This window comes from Dysgonomonas termitidis, assembly GCF_042654545.1.
GTDB lineage: Bacteria > Bacteroidota > Bacteroidia > Bacteroidales > Dysgonomonadaceae > Dysgonomonas > Dysgonomonas termitidis.
This window is the reverse complement of sequence record NZ_JBHSGN010000054.1, coordinates 73,820-94,760: the sequence shown is the minus strand read 5'-3', so window position 1 is coordinate 94,760 and position 20,941 is coordinate 73,820. Positions and strand designations below refer to the sequence as shown.

Below are 20,941 nucleotides of genomic sequence, written 5' to 3'. Positions count from 1 at the left end.
ATAAATTAAACCAAACCTTAAATTAACAATCATGAAGAGAGAACCCATCTTTTGGAAAATGTTATTTATTCTTCCTTTATTTCTTTTTTCTTCCCTGGCTGTATTCGGACAGACGTCTGAAATAAAAGGAACTGTAACAGATGCAGCTACAGGAGAAACGTTAATCGGTGTATCAGTCTCCGAGAAGGGGACCATAAACGGCACTATGACCGACCTCGACGGTCAGTATTCTATTAAAGTTCCATCCGGAGCTACTTTGGTATTTACATATGTCGGATATGTAACTCAGGAAAGACCTGCTACGGGAGGTACAATAAATGTCGCTTTGAGCCTGACACAACAAATGCTCGATGAAGTAGTGGTTATCGGCTATGGTGTCCAGAAAAAGAGTGTGGTTACTGCCGCAATCAGTAGTGTGAAATCTTCTGATATAGAAAAACTGACGCCTTCCCGCATAGAGAATGTCCTGAAAGGACAAGTATCCGGAGTACAGGTTACACAAGGCTCGGGACAGCCGGGCAGCGGCTCCACTGTCCGCATACGTGGTATAGGTACTACAGGCAACAGTGATCCTCTGTATATTATAGACGGAATGGCCGTAGATGGAGGTATTACTAACCTCAATCCTTCCGATATCGCATCAGTGGAAATATTGAAAGACGGTGCTTCGGCTGCCGTATATGGTTCACGTGCCGCCAATGGTGTTGTTCTGGTAACAACCAAAAGCGGAGTAGCCGGAAAACCTAAAATCAGCTACGACATGAGTTATGGATTCCAAAATCCATGGAAGAAAAAAGCTGTCCTCAACTCGGAACAGTACATGGTATTGGTTAATGAATTGTATTTAAACAACGGGGAAGCTCTACTCTACTCATCTAAGGACATTGCCGATGCACGGGCAGGGTTGACTCCGAATACCGACTGGCAGGAAGAGGTGTTCAATAAAGACGCTCCGGTACAAAATCATCAGATCAGTATCTCTGGCGGAAATGATAAACTTTCATATTATCTGTCTTTCGGTTACTTCGATCAGGAGGGTATTATCGGCGGCAACTATAATGCTTCAAATTACAAACGCTGGAGTGTCCGCAGCAACAATACCTACGAAGTATACAACGCGGAAAAAGAGCGCAGCTTCCTTAATAAATTGAAAATAGGTTCAAACGTGACTTATTCCCGAGGCAAAAAAATAGGGATAGGTACAAACGATGTATTCGGTACAGTATTGGGTAGTGCAACGACTCTGCCCCCTAACCTGAGCGTATATCTGTCGGAAGATGATGGAAAAGCATTACTCGAGAAACATCCGTATGCAGTTAAAGCAAAAGACGGACGTGTATTAACTCCGGCTCCCGCTTATTTCCAGGAGATCCGGAATCCGATTGGTTTGATGTTACGTCCCGACAAGAGCTACGATAATGAAGACAAATTCATCGGAACGTTCTGGGGCGAATTAAATCTGTATAAAGGCTTGACATTCAAAAGCAGCTACGGATTCGACCTTGCGTTCTGGGGCAATGATGGCTACAGATTCCCTTATTATCTGTCGGATAACTCGGCTGCATCGAATGAAGATCCTGCAAAATCGGAAATCTGGTCCAGTATGAACCGTGGGGCTGCATGGCAGATCGAAAATACATTGAACTATAATTTCAAAATAGGCGAAGACCATTTTTTTACACTCCTTGCAGGACAATCGGCACGTGAATATTCCGTACGCGGACTTAGCGGCAGCGGATACGAGCATATTTCTTACGACCCTTCTATGATGGTGATCGATGCCACCCGTGGCGATGCTACAAAAGGTGGCCGCCGCAGTGGAGGTAGTGCATCCAGCACAACTCTGGCCTCTTATTTCGGGCGTTTAGATTATAACTTTGCCGAGCGTTATATGCTTCAGGCAACAGTACGCCGCGATGGCTCCGACAAATTTGGTAGTAACAACAAATGGGGAACATTCCCATCTTTTTCGGTAGGTTGGAATGTACTTAACGAACCGTTTATGAAAGATATTACTCCTGACTGGTTCCACAATATGAAGCTGAGAGGCAGCTGGGGTGTCAATGGTAACCAGAGGATCGATGCCTATGCATACATGAGTCTTATGGATGGTGGGCAAAACTACTATTTCGGAGACAATATGTACTATGGTATAAGCAGCGGCCGCCTTCCAAATCCCGACTTAAAATGGGAAGAAAGCAAACAAACCGATATAGGACTCGATCTAGGCTTCCTGAGAAATTCCCTTACACTGACAGTAGACTATTACAAGAAACGCACTGTGGGTATGCTTCGCGAAAAGCCAACTCCCAGCTACGTAGGATTGAAACCTCCTTTCGCCAATTCAGGTACAATGGATAATTCCGGTTGGGAATTTGACGTGAGTTACCGTGGCGAAATACAAGACGTAAACTTTGGTGTAAAAGCGAATGCATCTTATATGAAAAATACATTGGTGGATTACGGTAATGCCAGCGGAGAGAATTCATGGGGAAATGTTGGCGCAGCCGGTGTTGAAAACTTCATCTATCAAAAGAACGGAATGCCTAGCCCGTATTTCTACGGATATCGTACCGATGGAATATTACAGACCCAGGAAGAAGCCGATGAATATAACTTCAAATACGGAGGGAATGCCAAACCGGGTGATGTACGCTTTAAAAACCTCAATGGAGATGATAAAATCGACGATGAAGACAGAGATATGATCGGTAAGCCAAATCCGGACTGGACATTTGGTCTTACTCTCAATGCAGAATGGAAAGGACTCGACTTCTATGCGTTCTTCCAAGGAGTTACTGGAAATGAAATTTTCGATATATCAAAACGTTCGGATATTCCGCGACAAAATCTACCGGCATGGATGCTCGACAGATGGACCGGACCGGGTACATCAAACAAGATCCCTCGCCTTGTTGCAGGTGAAGACAATCGCAACTGGCGCGCATCCGACCTGTATATCAAAAACGGTGCATATTGCCGTTTGAAAAATATACAGTTGGGATATACAATTCCGGCATTCATTACACGAAAAGCCAGCATTGACCGCCTTCGTATATATGTAGCGGCCGAGAACCTGCTCACCTTTACCAAGTATGATGGTTTTGACCCTGAAATCGGAGATGGAGATATGGGGGTTGACAAAGGCATCTACCCACAAGCACGTACTATAACATTAGGCGCCAGCATTTCCTTCTAATTAAGAACCATGAAAACAATTACAAATATGAAACATATATTTTCGAAAAAAGGCAAATATACAATGCAACGCATTTGTACATGGGGACTAGGTGCTCTCCTTCTGGCGTTGCCCTCTTGTGGCGAAGACTTCCTTACTGTCTATCCTACAAATCAGGTTGCAGCAGGTGCTCCTGCTACAAAAGACGTGATTGAACAAATGCTTACTTCTTCTTATCAGATTCTTTTGATGGATAACTATGCAAATGGGTCCATTGCCAGCGTGACTATTTTCGGAGATTTCCGTTCCGATGACATCTACAAAGGAGGAGGTGATGCTACCGACCAGCCGGCTTACTATTATATGTCACAATATAAAAGCAACTCTGTAGATATACCTACAGGATGGTGGAGCATCTATTATACAGGGCTACAACGTTGCAACAGTACACTGCAAGCCTGTGACAATGCAATAAGCGGATCAGCCGCAGAAATAAGCCGGCTTAGAGCAGAAGCACATACGCTGCGGGCATACTATGTACACCTACTTTGGAAAGCATGGGGTAATATCCCTTATTATGATGTCCCGTTGGCGCCCCCTTATCTGGCTCCTCAACTTTCTGCCGACGACGTGTATCAGAAGATCATCGCAGACCTGGATGCCGCCATTAATACAGAAGAGTTGCCAATGAATACTACAGGGGCAAATGCATCACGTGTCAACAAAGCAATGGCTATGATGACCAAAGCCCGTGTGGTTATGTACCAGAAAGACCAGACGAAATATGCTCAGGTGCTTGAAGATATGAAAAAGATCATTGGTAGCGGAGAATTTGATCTGATCAAAAAAAGTCCTGATACAAAACTCACTGATAATCCGATAGAATGGATGTTTCTCCGTGAAGGCGAATTCTGCAAAGAATCTATTTTTGAAAGTAACCAGATTTCGGAAGGTAAGACATGGGGCAACTCCTGGGTTGGATATGGAAGTTATCTGCCCAGGGTAATTTCCGCACGCTCTCTTAAAGATTCGAAAGGCATGTTTGCCTTTGGCTGGGGCTGGTGTCCAGTACAACCGGATGCCTATGCCATTTTCAACGAATCTGGAGATTATCGTAAAGATGCAAGCGTTATCCAGTGGCCGAGTGGTACATACGAACCTGGTTACCAAAATACCGGCCTGTTCTTACGCAAATATACTGCCCGTGTGGGATATAACCAAAATACGACCGGAGATGCAGACCTCAATTTCGAGAATAATACCCGTATATACCGTTTGGCAGAAACCTACCTGAATGCAGCAGAACTTAGTTTCTATGCAGGAGGAGAAGGAGCGGCAAAACCTTATCTGGATGCCATCCGCGACCGTGCCTTCGGAGATGTGAATCATCGCATACCTGCTACCCTTAATAATATCAAACTGGAACGCCGCCGCGAACTATTCGGTGAGGGCAACCGCTTCTGGGATCTTGTACGTTGGGGAAGCGATGAAAAAGGACGTGATATAAATACTGTACTTTCTGTAACCGACGATACATACAAGATGAACCGTACATGGGATGATACAAAAAAATATCTGCCATTGCCTAAAAACGAAATTGATGTTACCAAGGGTACAGAATTTGAAATAAAACAAAATCCCGGATGGGAATAATTATTCAAAATGAGAATCATTATGAAAACATTAAATAATTTCCACATTAAATATAAAGATATGGTACGCAATATTACCACCGGGATCATAGCCTTGTGCTTCCTGCTTACGGCCTGTTCTCCCCAGGAGGATGACAGCTATAAACTCGGAGGCTCACAGGTGGAGATACCTCAAAACGTAAAGATAACCGCAGTTGACAATGATAATGAAGTAGTTATCACTTTCGATCCTATGACCATAATAGATGGAGATGATGTGCTGGCTGTGCAATTCTCTTCTGCCGAAGCAGGAATTAATTTTACTGTAAAAGATGCCAGTACAACCGTTCTGAAAAAGAAGGTATACCGCAGCGGCGAATATACCCTCTATGTAGCTGCAATAACACGGGCAGGAACAGGCACGCCTCGCGAGATACCATTCACTGTTGCTAAAAACCTGTTGTTGGAAACGTTGAGCGAAAGTGTACTGCCGGAAGTCGTAAAATATGGTATTGACGCTACACATCAGGAAACATTCTACAAGAATGAACTTTACATTGAGGAGAACAGTATTATTACACTTGCCGGCGCAATTGGCAATGATGATGCAATTGTGAATCTCGACTTCTTTGTAAGGGAAAGTACAACTACAGCTAAGTTTGTTGGTAAAAGCGGAGTATATTCTATCTATTGGAACCCTGTGCGCAAAAATGTTATTGTTGAACCTATTACTGCAATAGAAGCTCCTGATTATTATGTATTCACTGGTGTTGGCATTGGCTATCCAACTACTGTATCGTCGGAGGATATTAAAGCTGCTTATGGTGCGGGAGACGGACGTTATACGACAGAATGGGACCCGGGTAAGAATATTCGCAGCCGCGTTGTAATGCGTAGTACCGGAGAAAATACATATCAGGCAACTATCTGTATTAATGAAGGTGCTGCATTTAAACCGTTCTCCAATACAGGATGGGCAGGCGAAATCAAAACCGCAGCGGCCACATTCACAGGGTCTGACATAATTGATAAGACGAAAGAAAACGACTGGGTTCCTAATGGCAATCTTGATAAAAACGCTTATTATCGTATAACAGTGAACTCTTCAACGAAGGCCGTAGATATCAAGAAAGTGAGTGCAACGGGTGAAGTGTTGGAAGATGTAGAGATAGACCCGGATGCTCCTGTCGAATCCAGCATATTTAGTATAGCAAATGCTAAAAGCCAGGAAATAGCAGGTGAAGCGATCTTATCTATGTACTACACATTGAAAAAAGGAGATGAATATACACCTAACGGAGGATTGGCGAAGGCTCTATTTAATGTTGATTTCTTTGAAAAGGTAGCCGGGGGCAAATTGAAGTTCTTAGGAGAAGATGGTGATTATCGACTACTCTACAATCCTATCCGTAACAATGTGATTGTAAGTGTAGATGAACCTCAGCCTAATGATTACATATTCATCGCCGGAGTAGGACTAGGCTATCCTACAAAAGTATCTGCTGCTATCATCAGTTCGGTTTATTCCGATAAAGGAATAGCAACCCTTGAAAATTGGGGATTCTCGAATGTGATGGAATATATATTATTCCGTAAAGTAAATAACAACATCTACCAGGCAACTGTAATGATACCTTTCGAGAAAAAATATTGGGGAGAAGGACCGTATGCTTCATTCAAAGTTTATACCGCCACATCTACTGAAGCCGCAAATGAAAAAGGTGCGAAATTCTTCTCCGAAGCAGGAGGTATTACAGGAACTGCTACCGGTATAGTTACAGAAATCCTTGACATTCCGGAAGACAACAATATGGATATTTTTGCAAAATTACCGGCTGCCACATTGCGTATCACAGTTGATATGAATGCAAAATCGATGAAAGTAGATAATATCGTATTACCATAAGTACAAAACTAAATCATTCTTCAGTAAGGCATTCAATGCCTTACTGAAGAACTTTAACCCAATAATAATGAAACATATCCTTATATTCCTATCAGCCCTCCTGCTATGTTCTTTATCCGCTTGCGCTAAAGATAATTTCAATGGAGAAGAAGAACCGGAGAAACCCGATGGATATGCTCCTGAAGGCTACAGCCTGGTATGGAGCGATGAGTTCGATAATACTTCCAACGGGTTACCGGATAATAAGTGGTGGTTCGAGACCGGCAATAACGGCTGGGGAAACAACGAACCCCAATACTATATCGACAGGGTATTGGGAAATGATACCGTAGCTAAAGTACGCAACGGAATGCTGACCATCACAGCTCATAAACTGACTACACCACACGAAGGGGCCGATATCATCTCGGCACGTATGAATACAGTAGAATCATGGAAATACGGCTACTTCGAAATGAGGGCTAAAGTCCCCGGAGGAAAAGGTACATGGGCAGCCTTCTGGATGATGCCGAAAAACTTTCAAAGCTGGCCTCTGGACGGAGAAATCGACATTATGGAATATGTAGGCTATCGTCCGGATGTGACACAGGCCTCGGTACACACCAGGGATTACAACCACGTAGCAGGTACAGAAAAGACAGCTACACGCACAGCTCCGGGAGCCGAGCGCAAATTTTATACTTACGGGCTGCTCTGGACAGAAGATAAGATAACAGCCTATATCGACGGTGTCGAATATTTTTCATTTGCCAATGATCATGCGAACAATAAGAACACATGGCCGTTCAATGAACCATTTTACCTGAAATTAAATCTGGCAATAGGCGGCAACTGGGGAGGGTTGGAAGGAATCGACCCTGATATATTCCCTGCCCGCTACGAAGTAGAATATGTCAGAGTATATCAAAAAGCAAAATAAATTATATGAAATGTATGATCAATATATCAATCCTGTCTCTTACCATCGCCTCCTTATTTGCATGTAGCGACAGTTCCGAGAATCCGCCGGCTGAAGATCCGAAAGGCGACGTTTTAATGTATGTAACTACCGGCAACCGCTCGCAGGATTTCAAGAAACAGGCTGTGGATTTCAGCAATGAGCAGTCCGCGATGTCTATCACATTGAAACCCGTGGAACGTTTTCAGACAATGGACGGATTCGGGGCCGCCGTGACAGGTTCCAGCGCATTCAACCTATTGAAAATGACGGCTGAGGACCGTAAAAAGTTTCTGACAGAGACATTTTCACCTACGGAGGGAATGGGATACAGTTATATCCGTGTTGCCATCGGTTGTTCCGATTTTTCACTGAGTGAATACACCTGCTGGGACGATGAGGAGGCCGGATTCGGGCTGACCACGGAAGAAAACGATTATGTCATTCCTGTATTGAAGGAAATAATCGCTATCAACCCCACCATAAAGATACTGGCATCTCCCTGGACTTGCCCCATATGGATGAAAGAGCGGGTAGACGATAATCCATGGACAGGCGGACACCTGAAAAAAGAGTATTACGGAGACTATGCAGATTATTTCATCAAATGGATACAGGCGTTCAAGGCTCAGGGAATAAATATTACATCAGTTACTCCGCAGAACGAACCTTTGAATGATGGCAATTCGGCATCTCTCCATATGGATTGGGAAGAAATGGGTGAGTTTGTCAACCTGCATCTGGCTCCCAAGATCAAGGCGTCGGGATTAGGCACAAAAGTCTATCTGTACGATCACAATTATGATGTAGCCGATTATCCGCTCAATATTTACAAAAGCGGAATAGACAATGACGTTGTGGCGGGAGCGGCGTTCCACGATTACGGAGGGCAGATAGATGCGCTTAATTACGTTCACGAGCAAGCCCCCGACAAGGAACTTATTTTTACGGAAACATCTATCGGAACATGGAACAACGGGCAGGATCTCTCCGTACGCCTGATGGCAGATATGGAATATGTGGCTCTGGGTACAGTGAACCGCTGGTGCAAAGCCGTGATTGTATGGAACCTGATGCTCGACAGCGATAAAGGTCCTAATCGTCCCGGAGGTTGCCAGACCTGCTATGGCGCGGTAGACATTTTCAGGGGTAACTTCAAAGATATTAAAAGGAATTCACATTATTATATCATCGGGCATCTGGCTTCAGTAGTGAAACCGGGAGCTACCCGGATAGGTTCGGAAGGTAATACCGAATCGGGCATTATCTATTCGGCTTTCGAAAATACCGATGGTACATATGCCTTGGTACTGATGAACAATACCAGCGGAAACAAAAAGATTACGGTAAACAGTGGGGCTAAAAAGTTTACTTACGAAGTTCCTTCGAGAGGTGTAGTCTCTTATCGTTGGGCAAAATAGAGCCTCTTGCGGGCTATCCCGAATAATAAATTGCAGTAAAAAATAATAAGTTATGAAAGTAAGGAAACTAGGATTATTAGGCGTATTTATCCTGTCCGGAATATTCCCGGCGGGCTATGCCCAGAATAATGTTGAAAAACGGGTCGAGGATCTGTTATCCAAGATGACGCTGGAGGAAAAAATAGGGCAAATGAATCAGGTCAGCTTCTTCGCTGTCGATGATAAAGCAATCGCTCAATACAGTGACGATGATATGGATACATTCCTCGTCAGGATGGGTATTGCCGGAGGGCAAGGACAGAAGAAGCCTTCCGAAATGACCAAAGCAGAGAAAATAGCCCTTATCAAGGCCGAAGCAGCCAAGATGCTGGACAACAATATCACCCAGCCGATCAGGGACGGGAAAATAGGCTCATTACTGAATATTACCGATCCGGTGATGGTGAATAGACTGCAAAAGGCAGCGATGGACGAGAGCCGCCTGGGGATACCTATGATTATCGGGCGTGATGTCATACATGGATTCAAGACAATATTCCCTATACCATTAGGACAAGCTGCTTCATTCAATCCGCAACTGGTAGAAGACGGCGCGCGCATAGCAGCCATAGAAGCCCGTTCGACAGGTGTAAACTGGACTTTTGCCCCTATGCTCGACATCTCGCGTGATGCCCGTTGGGGACGTATTGCCGAGAGTCTGGGAGAAGACCCTTATCTGGGGGGACAACTGGGAGCAGCTATGGTAAGAGGCTTTCAGGGTAACGGTAATCTGGGTGATCCTAACGCTATCGCAGCCTGCGTAAAGCATTTTATCGGTTACGGTGCAGCCGAAGGCGGACGTGACTACAATAGTACGAATATACCTCCGCACCTGATGCGCAATATATATCTGCCTCCTTTCCACAATTCCATCAAGGCGGGTGCGGCCACATTAATGACCTCGTTCAACGACAATGACGGAATCCCGGCATCAGGGAACGATTATATTCTGAAAAGCATCCTTCGTGACGAATGGAAATTCGATGGTTTCGTTGTATCGGACTGGGCTTCGATAGGCGAAATGATCGCTCACGGGTTTGCCAAGAACGATAAACAGGCTGCCGAAATATCGGCTAATGCCGGTCTGGATATGGAAATGGTAACGGGTGCTTATCTCAAATACCTGCCCGAACTGATAAAAGAAGGTAAAGTGGCGGTAGCGACGGTCGATAATGCAGTCCGCAACATTTTACGCATCAAGTTCAGGATGGGATTATTCGAAAATCCATATGTAGACACCAACAAGGCTTCTGTAATGTATGCTGATGCCCATATGAAAGCCGCAAGACAGGCTGCTGTAGAATCTGCCATATTGCTGAAGAACGATAATAATACATTACCGTTGGCTGAAAGCAAGAAAATAGCGATTATCGGCCCTATGGCAAATGCTCCGCACGACCAACTCGGAACATGGATATTCGATGGAGACAAGAATCATACAGTAACACCGATAGGTGCCCTCAAAGGGGATTACAAGCATATCAGGTATGTGTATGAGCCGGCTCTGGATTTTTCGAGAGAGAAGAATACTGCTAATTTTGAGAAAGCAAAGCAGGCTGCGGCTTCTGCCGATGTAGCTGTTGTCTTTCTGGGTGAAGAATCCATCTTGTCAGGAGAGGCTCATTCTCTTTCAAATATAAACCTCATAGGAGTGCAATCAGAACTATTAAAAGCGGTAAAAAGTACTGGAAAACCGGTTGTTTTGGTTATCATGGCAGGTCGCCCTTTGACTATCGAACGCGATCTGCCTTTCGCCGATGCCGTGCTGTTTAATTTCCATCCCGGAACAATGGGTGGTCCTGCCATCTTCGATCTTTTGTTTGGAAAGGCAAATCCCAGCGGCAAACTTCCTGCTACATTTGTCCGAGAAGTAGGACAGATACCGATGTATTATAATCACAACAGTACAGGACGACCTGCTCCCGAAAAAGTAATGGGTTTGGACGAAATAGAACTGGAAGCAGGACAGACTTCTCTGGGAAACACCTCTTTCTATCTGGATTCGGGTAAAGATCCCCTTTATCCGTTCGGATTCGGACTCTCTTACAGTACGTTCGAATATTCGGGACTCACGCTGTCTTCGGCTTCTATCCCGATGAACGGAACACTAACGGCCAGAGTGACATTGAAAAATACAAGCAATGTAGACGGTACGGAAGTTGCCCAACTTTACGTTCAGGATATTGTAGGCTCTGTGGTGCGCCCGGTAAGAGAACTGAAAGGATTCCGGCGTGTCGCCCTAAAGGCAGGGGAAAGCAAAATAATAGAATTTAAATTATCGGCAGACGACCTGTCGTTCTATGGACGCGATTTGATCAAAAGAACGGAAGCGGGCGATTTTAATATTTGGATTGGTGGTGACAGTAACGCCCCGCTTAAGAGTACTTTTTCTGTGACAGAATAAAGTGGATTAACAAAAGGCATAGGAACACACATATATTTTTTCATAGTCATTTATCCTATGCCTTTTCTTTCATTAAAACCGGAAAAGTTTATCTATAAGATATAAAAAGCTCTGTCCTTAGTGAAGATTACAGAGCGGGCAAAAGTAACAGGTGTAGAAAAATGAAAAATGTGTTACATATGTCACTTTTTTTTAACAATTTAGAGCCTGTTTAAATTTTATTCGTTCATTTTCAGAACGAATAAAGAGATATAACAAAATATTAAAGCAAAAGACCTTTACTTTATGAAAAGACTAATTTACATACTATTACTGCCACTTATACTGGCAGCTTGTCAACCAAAAGAAGCCACGCCGGACAATGCAGGACGATTTCTCCGTGTAAAGGGGCCTGACCTGGTAAAGCCAAATGGAGAGAAATTTCTTATACAGGGGATTAATCTGGGTAACTGGCTCAATCCTGAAGGGTATATGTTTTTCTTCGGGTCGGAGGCAGCCTCTTACAGGACGATCAACGAGGCTTTCTGCGAAATGGTTGGTCCGGATTTTACAAGCCGCTTCTGGAGAGAGTTTAAAAAGAACTATATCACGGAAGATGATATAAAATACATCAAACAGACAGGAATGAACTCCATAAGGATACCGTTCCACTACAAGCTGTTTACCAACGAGGACTATATGGGACTGGATTCTTCACACGACGGATTCGAACTTATCGACCAGGTGGTAGAATGGTGCCGCCGGCAAAACCTGTATGTCATACTGGATATGCACGACGCTCCGGGCGGACAAACCGGGGATAATATAGACGACAGTTATGGCTTCCCATGGCTAATGACCGACGAAGGCAGCAAGGCCCAATTTTGCAATATATGGAAGGATGTGGCTTCCCACTATGCAAACGACACAATAATTTTAGGCTACGACTTGTTGAACGAGCCTATTGCACACTACTTTATGGAAGGTAATGCACACCTGAACGATTCACTTGAACCGCTTTACAAAAGATGTGTGGAAGCAATCCGTACGGTTGACAAAAACCATATCGTCCTTCTTGGCGGTGCGCAATGGAATGGCAATTTCAGTATGTTTAAAGACTCTAAGTTCGATGACAAGCTGATGTATACCTGCCACCGTTACTGGTGCGACACATTACAGGCCAATATTCAGGACTTTGTACAATTCAGGGACAGTGTCAACCTGCCTATATATATGGGCGAAACAGGCGAGAATACACACGAGTGGATAGCCGGATGGACCCGCCTGATGGAACGTAACAACATAGGGTGGCACTACTGGCCATATAAGAAAATGGTACCTAACAGCTGTATGGTAACCATCCCTAAACCCGAAAACTGGGATCTTATATCGGAATATACCAAACAAGACAGAAGCACTTTCGAGAAGATACGCAGAGTAAGGCCAGACCAGGAACTGGTAAAGAAAGCAATGACAGACTTGCTGGAAAATATGAAGTTCAAGAACTGTACCAAGAATGAAGGATATACCCTTGCAATGGGTATGAAACCATAAGATAAAATGAGGTTCTTCACTTACGGTGATGGGTTCATGTTAGATGAAGATTGGGAAGGGACTGTCTATAACGTAGGCAATCCCTTTTCTTATGAATATTATTGGGAAAACTTTATCTATACATAGCTTTTAGCCGTTAGCTATTAGCTTATAGCTCTTTGAAGTATTGATTAAAGCGGTTACGAGTTTGCCTCGCCTTCGCTTCGGCGAATGTTATTTCTTCGCCCTTCGGGCAGTTACGAGTTACAAGTAAACAAGATACGACATACAAGTTGTTAACTGATGACTGTTTACTGCTAACTGATATATTTGTTACCTTTACATACGCTACGCTCCTGTGACCGTTGGTTGTTGTCTTTTTGCACCTTAGCCTCTCTGCATGAAATACTGTTTACTGCTAACTGTTGACTGTTGACTGATATTCCTGTTACTTTTGTTACTTTTTATTGTCCTCCTGCTCTTTCTTATGTGCCATCGACATGGCTATAGCAGCATATAATGTAAGAAGAGCGGCAATAAGCATCGTGACTACCCACCCGTTTATGTTCATAAACAAAAGGACCGTGGACGCAACCATAAGCAATACGGCGAATATCTGGATGTTGAAAAGCCGTTTTCCGCGAAGGCTCTTGCCGGGATATGGAGTGGTAACAGTAGTAGCCGCAAAGCCAATTACACCTATAACCATTATATATTTGGCAATAGTGGCATCGAAGTAATAGATGACAGCAGCAAGAAGAATGAGAAGGGCTGATATCTGGAAAATGGAGTTATTTAGTTTTGGATTTATTTTCATCAGTTGATTTATTCTACAAGGAAAACGTCCTCATCAGGTTTCTTCATCAGGTAATTTTCCCTGGCAAACTTTTCAATGCGGTCTTTATCCGATTGAAGTTCCTGTAATTTTTGTTTATCTTCGATCGTTTTATTACGGTAATGCTCGATCTGGCTGTTAAGTTCCATTATCTTGGCATCGTAACTAAAGCGGGCAAAGATACTGCTCTCGCTTATAAAGAAGCCGAACACAATGATCGCCAGAATTATAAGCAATTGTACTTTTGTATATCTGGTGATAAGATAATTGAATGCTGATTTTAGAATAGCCATAAGTTGAAAAGAGATTAAGTCAATACTGTTTGATTAAACTCACATTGCAAAGATATATATTTGTACTTATATTCAGGTATCGATGGAAACAAAAGATAACATAATAAAGAAATACAGGAACTATTTATTGCTGGAAAAGTCTCTTTCCCCCAATTCGATAGATGCATATATGACCGACTTGGATAAGCTTTCCGGTTTTCTGGGAGACGAAGGACTGAAAGCAGAAGACGTGAAGCTCGACGATCTGCAGCAGTTCATCGCCCAGCTTTACGATTTGGGCATCAATGCCCGGTCTGTAGCCCGCATTATCTCCGGCATAAAATCGTTCTATAATTTTCTGGTACTGGATGGTTATATGCAGGCAGATCCCACAGAACTGCTGGAAACGCCGAAGATAGGATTAAAGCTACCGACTGTGCTTTCGCTCGACGAAATAGAAAAGCTGATGTCCGTAATCGACCTTTCCACAAAAGAAGGACAACGCAACAGGGCTATACTGGAGGTCCTCTATAGCTGTGGTTTGCGTATATCGGAACTTACGAAGCTGAAATTTTCGGATCTGTTTTTTGATGAAGGCTTTATAAAGGTGGAGGGGAAAGGAAGCAAGCAACGGCTCGTACCCGTCTCCCATACCGCAATAAACGAAATCGAGAAATATCTGTACTATCGCAGGGAAATGGATATAAAGAAAGGGTCGGAAGATGTACTATTCCTAAGTAATAGAGGTACAGCGATTTCCCGTATCATGGTGTTCCATTTCGTAAAGCAATATGCAGATCAGGCCGGAATAAAAAAGACGATTAGTCCCCATACTTTCCGGCATTCATTTGCCACACATTTGCTCGAAGGGGGAGCCAATATACGGGCCATCCAGCTGATGCTGGGCCATGAGAAAATCACGACAACCGAGATATATACCCATATGGACCGGGAGTATCTTCGTCAGGAAATAATAGAGCACCATCCTCGTAACAAAAAATGATGCTTCGGGCTTGTTAATGCATTTTTATTATATCTTTGTTCAGATATTTAATTAATCACAAACACGATTTTATGAAAAAGAGATTCTTTTCAGTGGCTGCAATAGCTCTTGCAGGAACACTACTATTCAGTTCATGTATTGGTTCATTCAATCTTTCGAAGAAAGTATTGGCGTGGAATCAGACCATAGACAATAAGTTCGTTAACGAGGTTGTATTCGTTGCATTATGGATCGTACCTGTGTATGAGGTTTGTATGATGGCCGATATCCTTGTTATCAACTCTATTGAATTCTGGTCGGGGGAAAATCCTGTTGAAGCGGGAATTGTGAAAAAGGTTCAGGGTGAAAACGGGGTTTATACTGTTGAAACATTGGATAACGGATACAATATCAAGAATGAAGAAGGACAGGAAATGGAACTTGTTTATGACAAGGCCACCAATACCTGGAGTGCAGTCGCTAATGGCGAATCGACCAAGGTGCTTAAATTCGAGGACGAAAAGAATGCTGTCGTTTATCTTCCAAACGGAAAAGAACAAAAGGTGGAGCTTTCCAGGGATGGAGTTCTTGCTTTCCGTCAATCTATTGAAAATGCAGTATTTGTTGCAGCAAAATAAGGTCGGATAACTATTCTTAAATTATAACCGCCCCATACTAAGCTGTAGTTGGGGCGGGTTCTTTATCCTTTACAATCCGAATCTTCAATCCCTTTGTGTAATTCCTTTCAGGCTGTCTGTCCTGAACGGGGCTGCCGGCAATCCTTCCGAATTGAACAAGTTCACATCCGGATTATTCGACCAGCTGTAGCGAACAGATACAGGCCTGGATACATTCTCGGAATAGACAATAACCTTATCTCCCTCAATATAAGCCTTAGCCCACACAAACTTGTTATCAGCCCTGGCAATGGCAAACCCTTCTATGTAGCCGTATTTGTTTGTGGATTTCAGTCCTTTTCCTATATTATTAAAGCTGATAATTGCCTTATCTCCAGTTATTTCCATAGACTTAAATGTCGGGCCGGAATAGATTATGTCCGTTTTGCCATAATCTTTATTCAAAGCATTTAAGGCCAGTCGAAGTCCTACATCCTGCTTATTACGGGGATGGATGTCGTTAGCTTCCCCTATATCTGTAATTACCGCCTGACCTGTCTTCGGCAGAGATAAAGTCATACTTTGAGCTTCTCGTAATTCAGCCCAGTTACTATCTTGAGGTAAATCGTCTTTTGCCATGAAGTTGGCCAGTTGCACCCAATAGAATGGAAATTCGTAACCCCATTTTGTTCGCCAGTCTGTAATCATATTCGGGAAGAGCGTACGGTAATTATAAGCCTGTCCTGCGTTATTCTCTCCCTGATACCAGATAGCACCCTTAATACCATATTGAATAATCGGATTTATCATGGCGTTATAAAGTAGGGATGAATACGTATTGGGAGAAAACTCTACATAGTTGAAGGCCTTGTTGCTTACCGCTACTTTGTACAACCAGTCTCCGGCCAAAGGATATGATTTTCCCCCAGCATCCAGGGTAAGGGCTTCGGGTTTCCCATATAGGCCACCGCCGCTGGCATTGTCCACGATTTTCACCGTTATGATATTTTGCCCCGCTTTAAGGATATTTGCCGGAACTGTGTACAAACGATTGATATTATATCCGTTTGTTTCACCAATCTTAATCCCGTTTATCCATGTTATATCATTATCGTCGATAGGACCCAACTGTATTGTTCCGGATTTTCCTTCAACATTATCCGGAAGTGTAAGAGTATATCTGAACCATAAAATGCCATCTACAGAGGACAGTTCTCCATCCCAAAGTTTTGGTACCTGTATTTTCTTCCATGTGCTTGTATTGAGAGACGGATTGAACCATGATTCCGCTATTCCGGGATCATTGAGCATAGCCTGAGTAAAAGCTTTTTTCCCTTCTTCGCTTTCTTTAGCAAATTTATCAAAATCTGTGATATTAAGAGCTTTATATCGTTCTTTAAAGGTATCGCCCAGCTTGCTGAAAGATTCCGGACTAGTCCATGTTTCTATATCTGTACCTCCCCACGATGAATTGATTATTCCAACCGGAACGTTCAGTTCCTGATACAATTTGCGTGCAAAGAAGTATGCAACAGCAGAAAAATCACCAGCAGTTTCAGGTGAACATACTTCCCATGAACCCTTGATATCTGATTTCGGTTTCATATTCAAATCTTTCACAACATTGAAAGACCGGATTCGGGGATAGTCTGCGCTGCTGACCTCAGCTTTCGCGTTCATTGAGTTTTTTAACTGCCATTCCATATTCGACTGTCCGGAACAAAGCCAAACTTCTCCGATAAGGATATTTTTAAGAGTTATGGTGTTATTCTTCCCTTTTACCTGCATAGTGTATGGCCCGCCGTAAGGCATAGATGTCAACTCGATACTCCAGGTCCCATTTTTATCGGCTTTTACTTTTTTAAGCTGATTGAGGAAGCTTACCTCTACCGTTTCATTCTTATCAGCCCAGCCCCATACTTTTATAACCTTATCGCGTTGAAGTACCATATTATCCGAAAATATGCGGGGCAACTTCACTTCTGCATGCAAAACAGAAATAGCAACGCTAAAAAAACAAATGAGAAAAGTCAGATTTTTTGTCATAATGTAAATTGATATTAGATAACGTAAAATAAGTACTAAATAATTATTTGACCAAATAGATAGTGAGCATATTTAAAGTAAATGTATGAAAATATTTGATTTTTGTACATACCGGAAATCATCAAAAGGCAACACTTTGTAACCTTATCCTCAAGGAAGATTACGTAGATTATAGAGATTTTCTCATTCCGGCGGCCAGGGAGTTTCTGATTAGAAACTGATTTAAGCTATTTTATGTACTTCATGGCAAATTTATGTATAAAACGTTGTATTTTTGCGTAAAACTTAGAAAAACAGATGTTACATTTTTTGAAAAGGCATATCTTATTTTCGCTCATTTTAGGTGTAATCTCCTTAGTTGCAGCCGCTTGTGCTAATATGGCATCACCAACGGGAGGTGCCTATGATCTGGAAGGGCCTAAAGTGGTAAGAAGTAATCCCGGGTTTAATGCGACTCAGATAAAAAAAGGGAAGATAGTTATCGAGTTTGATGAAAATGTTACAATAGAAAGGCCTTCGGAAAATGTAATCATTACCCCGCCTCAGAAGTCGTTTCCGATTATCAATACTGTGAACAGGAAAGTAAATGTGGAACTTAGGGACACTTTATTGCCGAATACGACATATACGATTGACTTTACGAATTCTATAGTAGATAATAATGAGAAGAATCCGATAGAGAATTTCTCCTTTTCTTTCTCTACAGGCGATGTGGTGGACTCTATGGCCGTGTCTGGAAAAGTACTTACGTCGGACAATCTGGAGCCTGTAAAGGGTATCTATGTCGGCCTTCATTCCAATCTGAACGATACAGCTTTTACCAAGACAAAGTTTGAACGCATCTCGCGTACAAACGAGTCCGGTGACTTTACCATCCGGGGTGTGGCTCCCGGCAAGTATAGGTTGTACGCACTGGATGACTCTAACCGCGATTATATGTACGATAATCCGTCAGAAGCCATTGCTTTTATGGAAACTATTGTAGAGCCTGCATCCGAAAGGGCTTCACGCTTCGATACCACTTATGTGGACAAGGAAAAAAAAGTGATAGATACTGTTGTAGCGGTACAATATACTCGCTTTTTACCGGATAATATAGTATTGCGCACTTTCAAATCCGGCTTTCAGCGCCAGTTTTTACAAAAACATGAGCGTACTCAGAATAAACTGTCGCTCTTCTTTGGAGCACCCACAGAGATGCCTCGGATAGAGCCGTTGAACTTCGATGGAAGCAAAGACTGGTTTATAATGGAACGAACTCCTAAAAACGATACTATAACATATTGGATCAAGGATAAAGAGGTGGCCGCAATAGATACATTGTCTATCAGGCTTACTTACCTGAAAACAGACACACTGAACCAATCCCTGCCGGTAACTGATACCCTGACTTTTATGGACAGAACCCGGAAGCCGGTAAAAGACGATAAGAAGAAAAAGAAGAAGGATGGCGAAAGTGACGAACCTGAAATTACTTTCCTGAACATAATAAATAATCTTTCTTCTACATGGGATACTCATAAAAGTATTTCGTTGTTGTTTGAGGAACCTATTACAGATACTTTATCCAACAAAATAAAGTTGCAGCAGCTGAGAGATACTGTGTATTATGATATCCCGTTCCAGTTGGAAGTGGATAGTGTGAATCCGAGAAAATATACTATCCGGAATAAATGGGGCTATAATAATGAATACCGTATACAAATAGACTCAGCTTCTATATATAGTATATATGGGCTATGGAATAATAAGATCGACCAGAAATTCAAAGTAAAGGCTGAAGATCAGTACGGACAGCTTGCCATCAGGGTTGCAGGTATAGATAGTATTCCCTCTTTTATGGAACTTTTAGATAAGTCGGATAAACCAATTCGCAAAACTCGGGTCATAGATAATATTGCAGTCTTTAAAGATTTGGACCCGGGGTCATATTATGTACGCATTGTACTGGACAGCAATAATAACGGAATATGGGATACAGGCGATTTCCAGAAAGGTTTACAGCCGGAAATGGTTTGTTATTCACCTAAGGAATATAAAATAAGGGCTTATTCGGAGGTTTATGACGATGAAGCCTGGCTAATAGACCCGGCTACATTGGCCAAGCAGAAACCTTTGGAAATTACAAAACAGAAACCTCAGGAAAAAGAATCGAGGAGAAAGCAATTAGAAGAAAAAGAAGAAAAAGAGAATCAGCAAAACAGAGAAAGATCGAGGAATTCAACCGATCCGAACTCGAACAGAAATAACAATTCCCAATATGGGGCGAGAAGCAATAGTCAAAATATGAATAGTGGATACTAATGCCGATCGGATAAAAATTATAAGAGTATGATTAAAAGAATTACAGGAATAGCGCTGGTGTTATTGGTTTTAGTCAGTATGCAAACACAGGCGCAGGGTAAATGTAAAATAAATAACATCTACTTTCAGGCAGGTGAGGAAATGACTTACGATTTGTATTTCAAATACGGACTCATCCATACCAAAGCCGGAATATCTACATTAAAGACTGTGGCTGAGAGGTATAATAATACTGACGCTCTTAAAATGACCCTGATGGCTCAGTCGACAGGTACTGCAAGGAAGATATTCAGCCTGAATGATACTTTGTCGTGTTATCTTACAAAAGATTTAGTGCCTCTTGCCTATATTAAGAACGCGGCGGAAGGTAAAGATTATACAAAGGAAAGAGTAACATATACCTATACGGGAGATAAGATAAGCATAAATACAATAAGACATAAAAACGGCGATTTTAAATTTAACGAAACACTAACGTCTCATTCTTGTATGTATGATATGATGAGTGTTGTATATTATGCCCGCACCCTCAATTATTCCGGGATGAAAAAAGGGGAGACTGTTAAAGTCGACTTTATTTCGGGAAAGAAGAAAGTGAATATGGTGATAGAATATGAGGGAATAGAGATCGTGGAAGCGAACGATGATAAAGAATATAGCTGTATGAAGCTGACGCTAAGTATTATGGATGATGCCTTCAGTGATAGAAAAGAAGCTATGAAGGTATATATAACCAACGATAATAACCGTATGCCGGTACGACTCGACTCGAAGCTGAATATCGGCTCCACACGTGCTATGCTCAAAAGCTATAAAGGAAACAGGTATCCTGTAAGAACAAAATAAAAGAAAGCAGT

Annotated in this window: 14 protein-coding genes; 11 read left to right on the top strand and 3 right to left on the bottom strand. The window is 42.5% G+C overall.

What is annotated here, in order from left to right:
* Positions 1-31: 31 nt before the first annotated feature.
* The 7 genes from ACFO6W_RS06765 to ACFO6W_RS06735 all read left to right on the top strand — a co-directional run bounded on the left by ACFO6W_RS06765 (position 32) and on the right by ACFO6W_RS06735 (position 13,049).
* Positions 32-3,199 (top strand): SusC/RagA family TonB-linked outer membrane protein, encoded by a 3,168-nt coding sequence (locus tag ACFO6W_RS06765; RefSeq protein ID WP_379994640.1) that lies wholly within the window; start codon positions 32-34, stop codon positions 3,197-3,199.
* Positions 3,200-3,226: 27 nt separating this feature from the next.
* Positions 3,227-4,831, top strand: a complete 1,605-nt coding sequence (locus ACFO6W_RS06760; protein WP_379994639.1) for a RagB/SusD family nutrient uptake outer membrane protein — start codon at positions 3,227-3,229, stop codon at positions 4,829-4,831.
* A gap of 21 nt (positions 4,832-4,852) precedes the next feature.
* Positions 4,853-6,715: a hypothetical protein gene (locus ACFO6W_RS06755; RefSeq protein WP_379994637.1), complete on the top strand. Its 1,863-nt coding sequence runs from the start codon at positions 4,853-4,855 to the stop codon at positions 6,713-6,715.
* Positions 6,716-6,782: 67 nt separating this feature from the next.
* The gene (locus ACFO6W_RS06750) at positions 6,783-7,634 is read left to right on the top strand and encodes a glycoside hydrolase family 16 protein (protein ID WP_379994636.1); all 852 of its coding nucleotides are present in this window, start codon (positions 6,783-6,785) and stop codon (positions 7,632-7,634) included.
* Positions 7,635-7,648: 14 nt separating this feature from the next.
* Positions 7,649-9,073: a glycoside hydrolase family 30 protein gene (locus ACFO6W_RS06745; protein ID WP_379994635.1), complete on the top strand. Its 1,425-nt coding sequence runs from the start codon at positions 7,649-7,651 to the stop codon at positions 9,071-9,073.
* 52 nt (positions 9,074-9,125) lie between these two features.
* Complete coding sequence (bglX, locus tag ACFO6W_RS06740; protein WP_379994634.1) at positions 9,126-11,516, top strand: beta-glucosidase BglX; 2,391 nt, start codon at positions 9,126-9,128, stop codon at positions 11,514-11,516.
* Positions 11,517-11,801: 285 nt separating this feature from the next.
* A complete protein-coding gene (locus tag ACFO6W_RS06735; RefSeq protein ID WP_379994633.1) occupies positions 11,802-13,049 on the top strand; it encodes a glycoside hydrolase family 5 protein in 1,248 nt (415 codons plus the stop codon).
* A gap of 436 nt (positions 13,050-13,485) precedes the next feature.
* On the opposite strand, the gene ACFO6W_RS06730 is transcribed toward ACFO6W_RS06735, so the two are convergent.
* Both ACFO6W_RS06730 and ACFO6W_RS06725 read right to left on the bottom strand, forming a co-directional pair.
* Entirely contained in the window at positions 13,486-13,845 is a 360-nt protein-coding gene (locus ACFO6W_RS06730; protein ID WP_379994632.1) for a hypothetical protein, read from the bottom strand.
* A gap of 8 nt (positions 13,846-13,853) precedes the next feature.
* Positions 13,854-14,156: an FtsB family cell division protein gene (locus ACFO6W_RS06725; protein ID WP_379994631.1), complete on the bottom strand. Its 303-nt coding sequence runs from the start codon at positions 14,154-14,156 to the stop codon at positions 13,854-13,856.
* A gap of 82 nt (positions 14,157-14,238) precedes the next feature.
* Here ACFO6W_RS06725 and xerD point away from each other — a divergent pair, with 82 nt between their 5' ends.
* Entirely contained in the window at positions 14,239-15,138 is a 900-nt protein-coding gene (gene xerD, locus ACFO6W_RS06720; protein ID WP_379994630.1) for a site-specific tyrosine recombinase XerD, read from the top strand.
* Between the two features lie 71 nt (positions 15,139-15,209).
* Positions 15,210-15,755, top strand: a complete 546-nt coding sequence (locus tag ACFO6W_RS06715; protein WP_379994629.1) for a DUF3332 domain-containing protein — start codon at positions 15,210-15,212, stop codon at positions 15,753-15,755.
* Between the two features lie 84 nt (positions 15,756-15,839).
* Here ACFO6W_RS06715 and ACFO6W_RS06710 read toward each other — a convergent pair whose 3' ends face one another.
* Positions 15,840-17,780 (bottom strand): sialate O-acetylesterase, encoded by a 1,941-nt coding sequence (locus ACFO6W_RS06710; protein ID WP_379994628.1) that lies wholly within the window; start codon positions 17,778-17,780, stop codon positions 15,840-15,842.
* Positions 17,781-18,077: 297 nt separating this feature from the next.
* Here ACFO6W_RS06710 and ACFO6W_RS06705 point away from each other — a divergent pair, with 297 nt between their 5' ends.
* Together ACFO6W_RS06705 and ACFO6W_RS06700 are read left to right on the top strand one after the other, a co-directional pair.
* The gene (locus tag ACFO6W_RS06705; protein ID WP_379994627.1) at positions 18,078-20,084 is read left to right on the top strand and encodes an Ig-like domain-containing protein; all 2,007 of its coding nucleotides are present in this window, start codon (positions 18,078-18,080) and stop codon (positions 20,082-20,084) included.
* Between the two features lie 27 nt (positions 20,085-20,111).
* On the top strand, positions 20,112-20,930 hold the full coding sequence (locus ACFO6W_RS06700; RefSeq protein ID WP_379994626.1) for a DUF3108 domain-containing protein: 819 nt from the start codon (positions 20,112-20,114) through the stop codon (positions 20,928-20,930).
* The last annotated feature ends 11 nt before the right edge of the window (positions 20,931-20,941 follow it).

Bases quoted from the DNA above. Each gene is read 5' to 3' on its own strand.
- ACFO6W_RS06725 (WP_379994631.1), bottom strand. From the start codon at position 14,156: ATGGCTATTCTAAAATCAGCATTCAATTATCTTATCACCAGATATACA.
- ACFO6W_RS06715 (WP_379994629.1), top strand. From the start codon at position 15,210: ATGAAAAAGAGATTCTTTTCAGTGGCTGCAATAGCTCTTGCAGGAACA.
- ACFO6W_RS06760 (WP_379994639.1), top strand. From the start codon at position 3,227: ATGAAACATATATTTTCGAAAAAAGGCAAATATACAATGCAACGCATT.
- bglX (WP_379994634.1), top strand. From the start codon at position 9,126: ATGAAAGTAAGGAAACTAGGATTATTAGGCGTATTTATCCTGTCCGGA.
- ACFO6W_RS06755 (WP_379994637.1), top strand. From the start codon at position 4,853: ATGAAAACATTAAATAATTTCCACATTAAATATAAAGATATGGTACGC.
- ACFO6W_RS06700 (WP_379994626.1), top strand. From the start codon at position 20,112: ATGATTAAAAGAATTACAGGAATAGCGCTGGTGTTATTGGTTTTAGTC.
- ACFO6W_RS06735 (WP_379994633.1), top strand. From the start codon at position 11,802: ATGAAAAGACTAATTTACATACTATTACTGCCACTTATACTGGCAGCT.
- ACFO6W_RS06730 (WP_379994632.1), bottom strand. From the start codon at position 13,845: ATGAAAATAAATCCAAAACTAAATAACTCCATTTTCCAGATATCAGCC.
- ACFO6W_RS06745 (WP_379994635.1), top strand. From the start codon at position 7,649: ATGATCAATATATCAATCCTGTCTCTTACCATCGCCTCCTTATTTGCA.
- ACFO6W_RS06710 (WP_379994628.1), bottom strand. From the start codon at position 17,780: ATGACAAAAAATCTGACTTTTCTCATTTGTTTTTTTAGCGTTGCTATT.
- ACFO6W_RS06765 (WP_379994640.1), top strand. From the start codon at position 32: ATGAAGAGAGAACCCATCTTTTGGAAAATGTTATTTATTCTTCCTTTA.
- ACFO6W_RS06750 (WP_379994636.1), top strand. From the start codon at position 6,783: ATGAAACATATCCTTATATTCCTATCAGCCCTCCTGCTATGTTCTTTA.
- ACFO6W_RS06705 (WP_379994627.1), top strand. From the start codon at position 18,078: ATGTTACATTTTTTGAAAAGGCATATCTTATTTTCGCTCATTTTAGGT.
- xerD (WP_379994630.1), top strand. From the start codon at position 14,239: ATGGAAACAAAAGATAACATAATAAAGAAATACAGGAACTATTTATTG.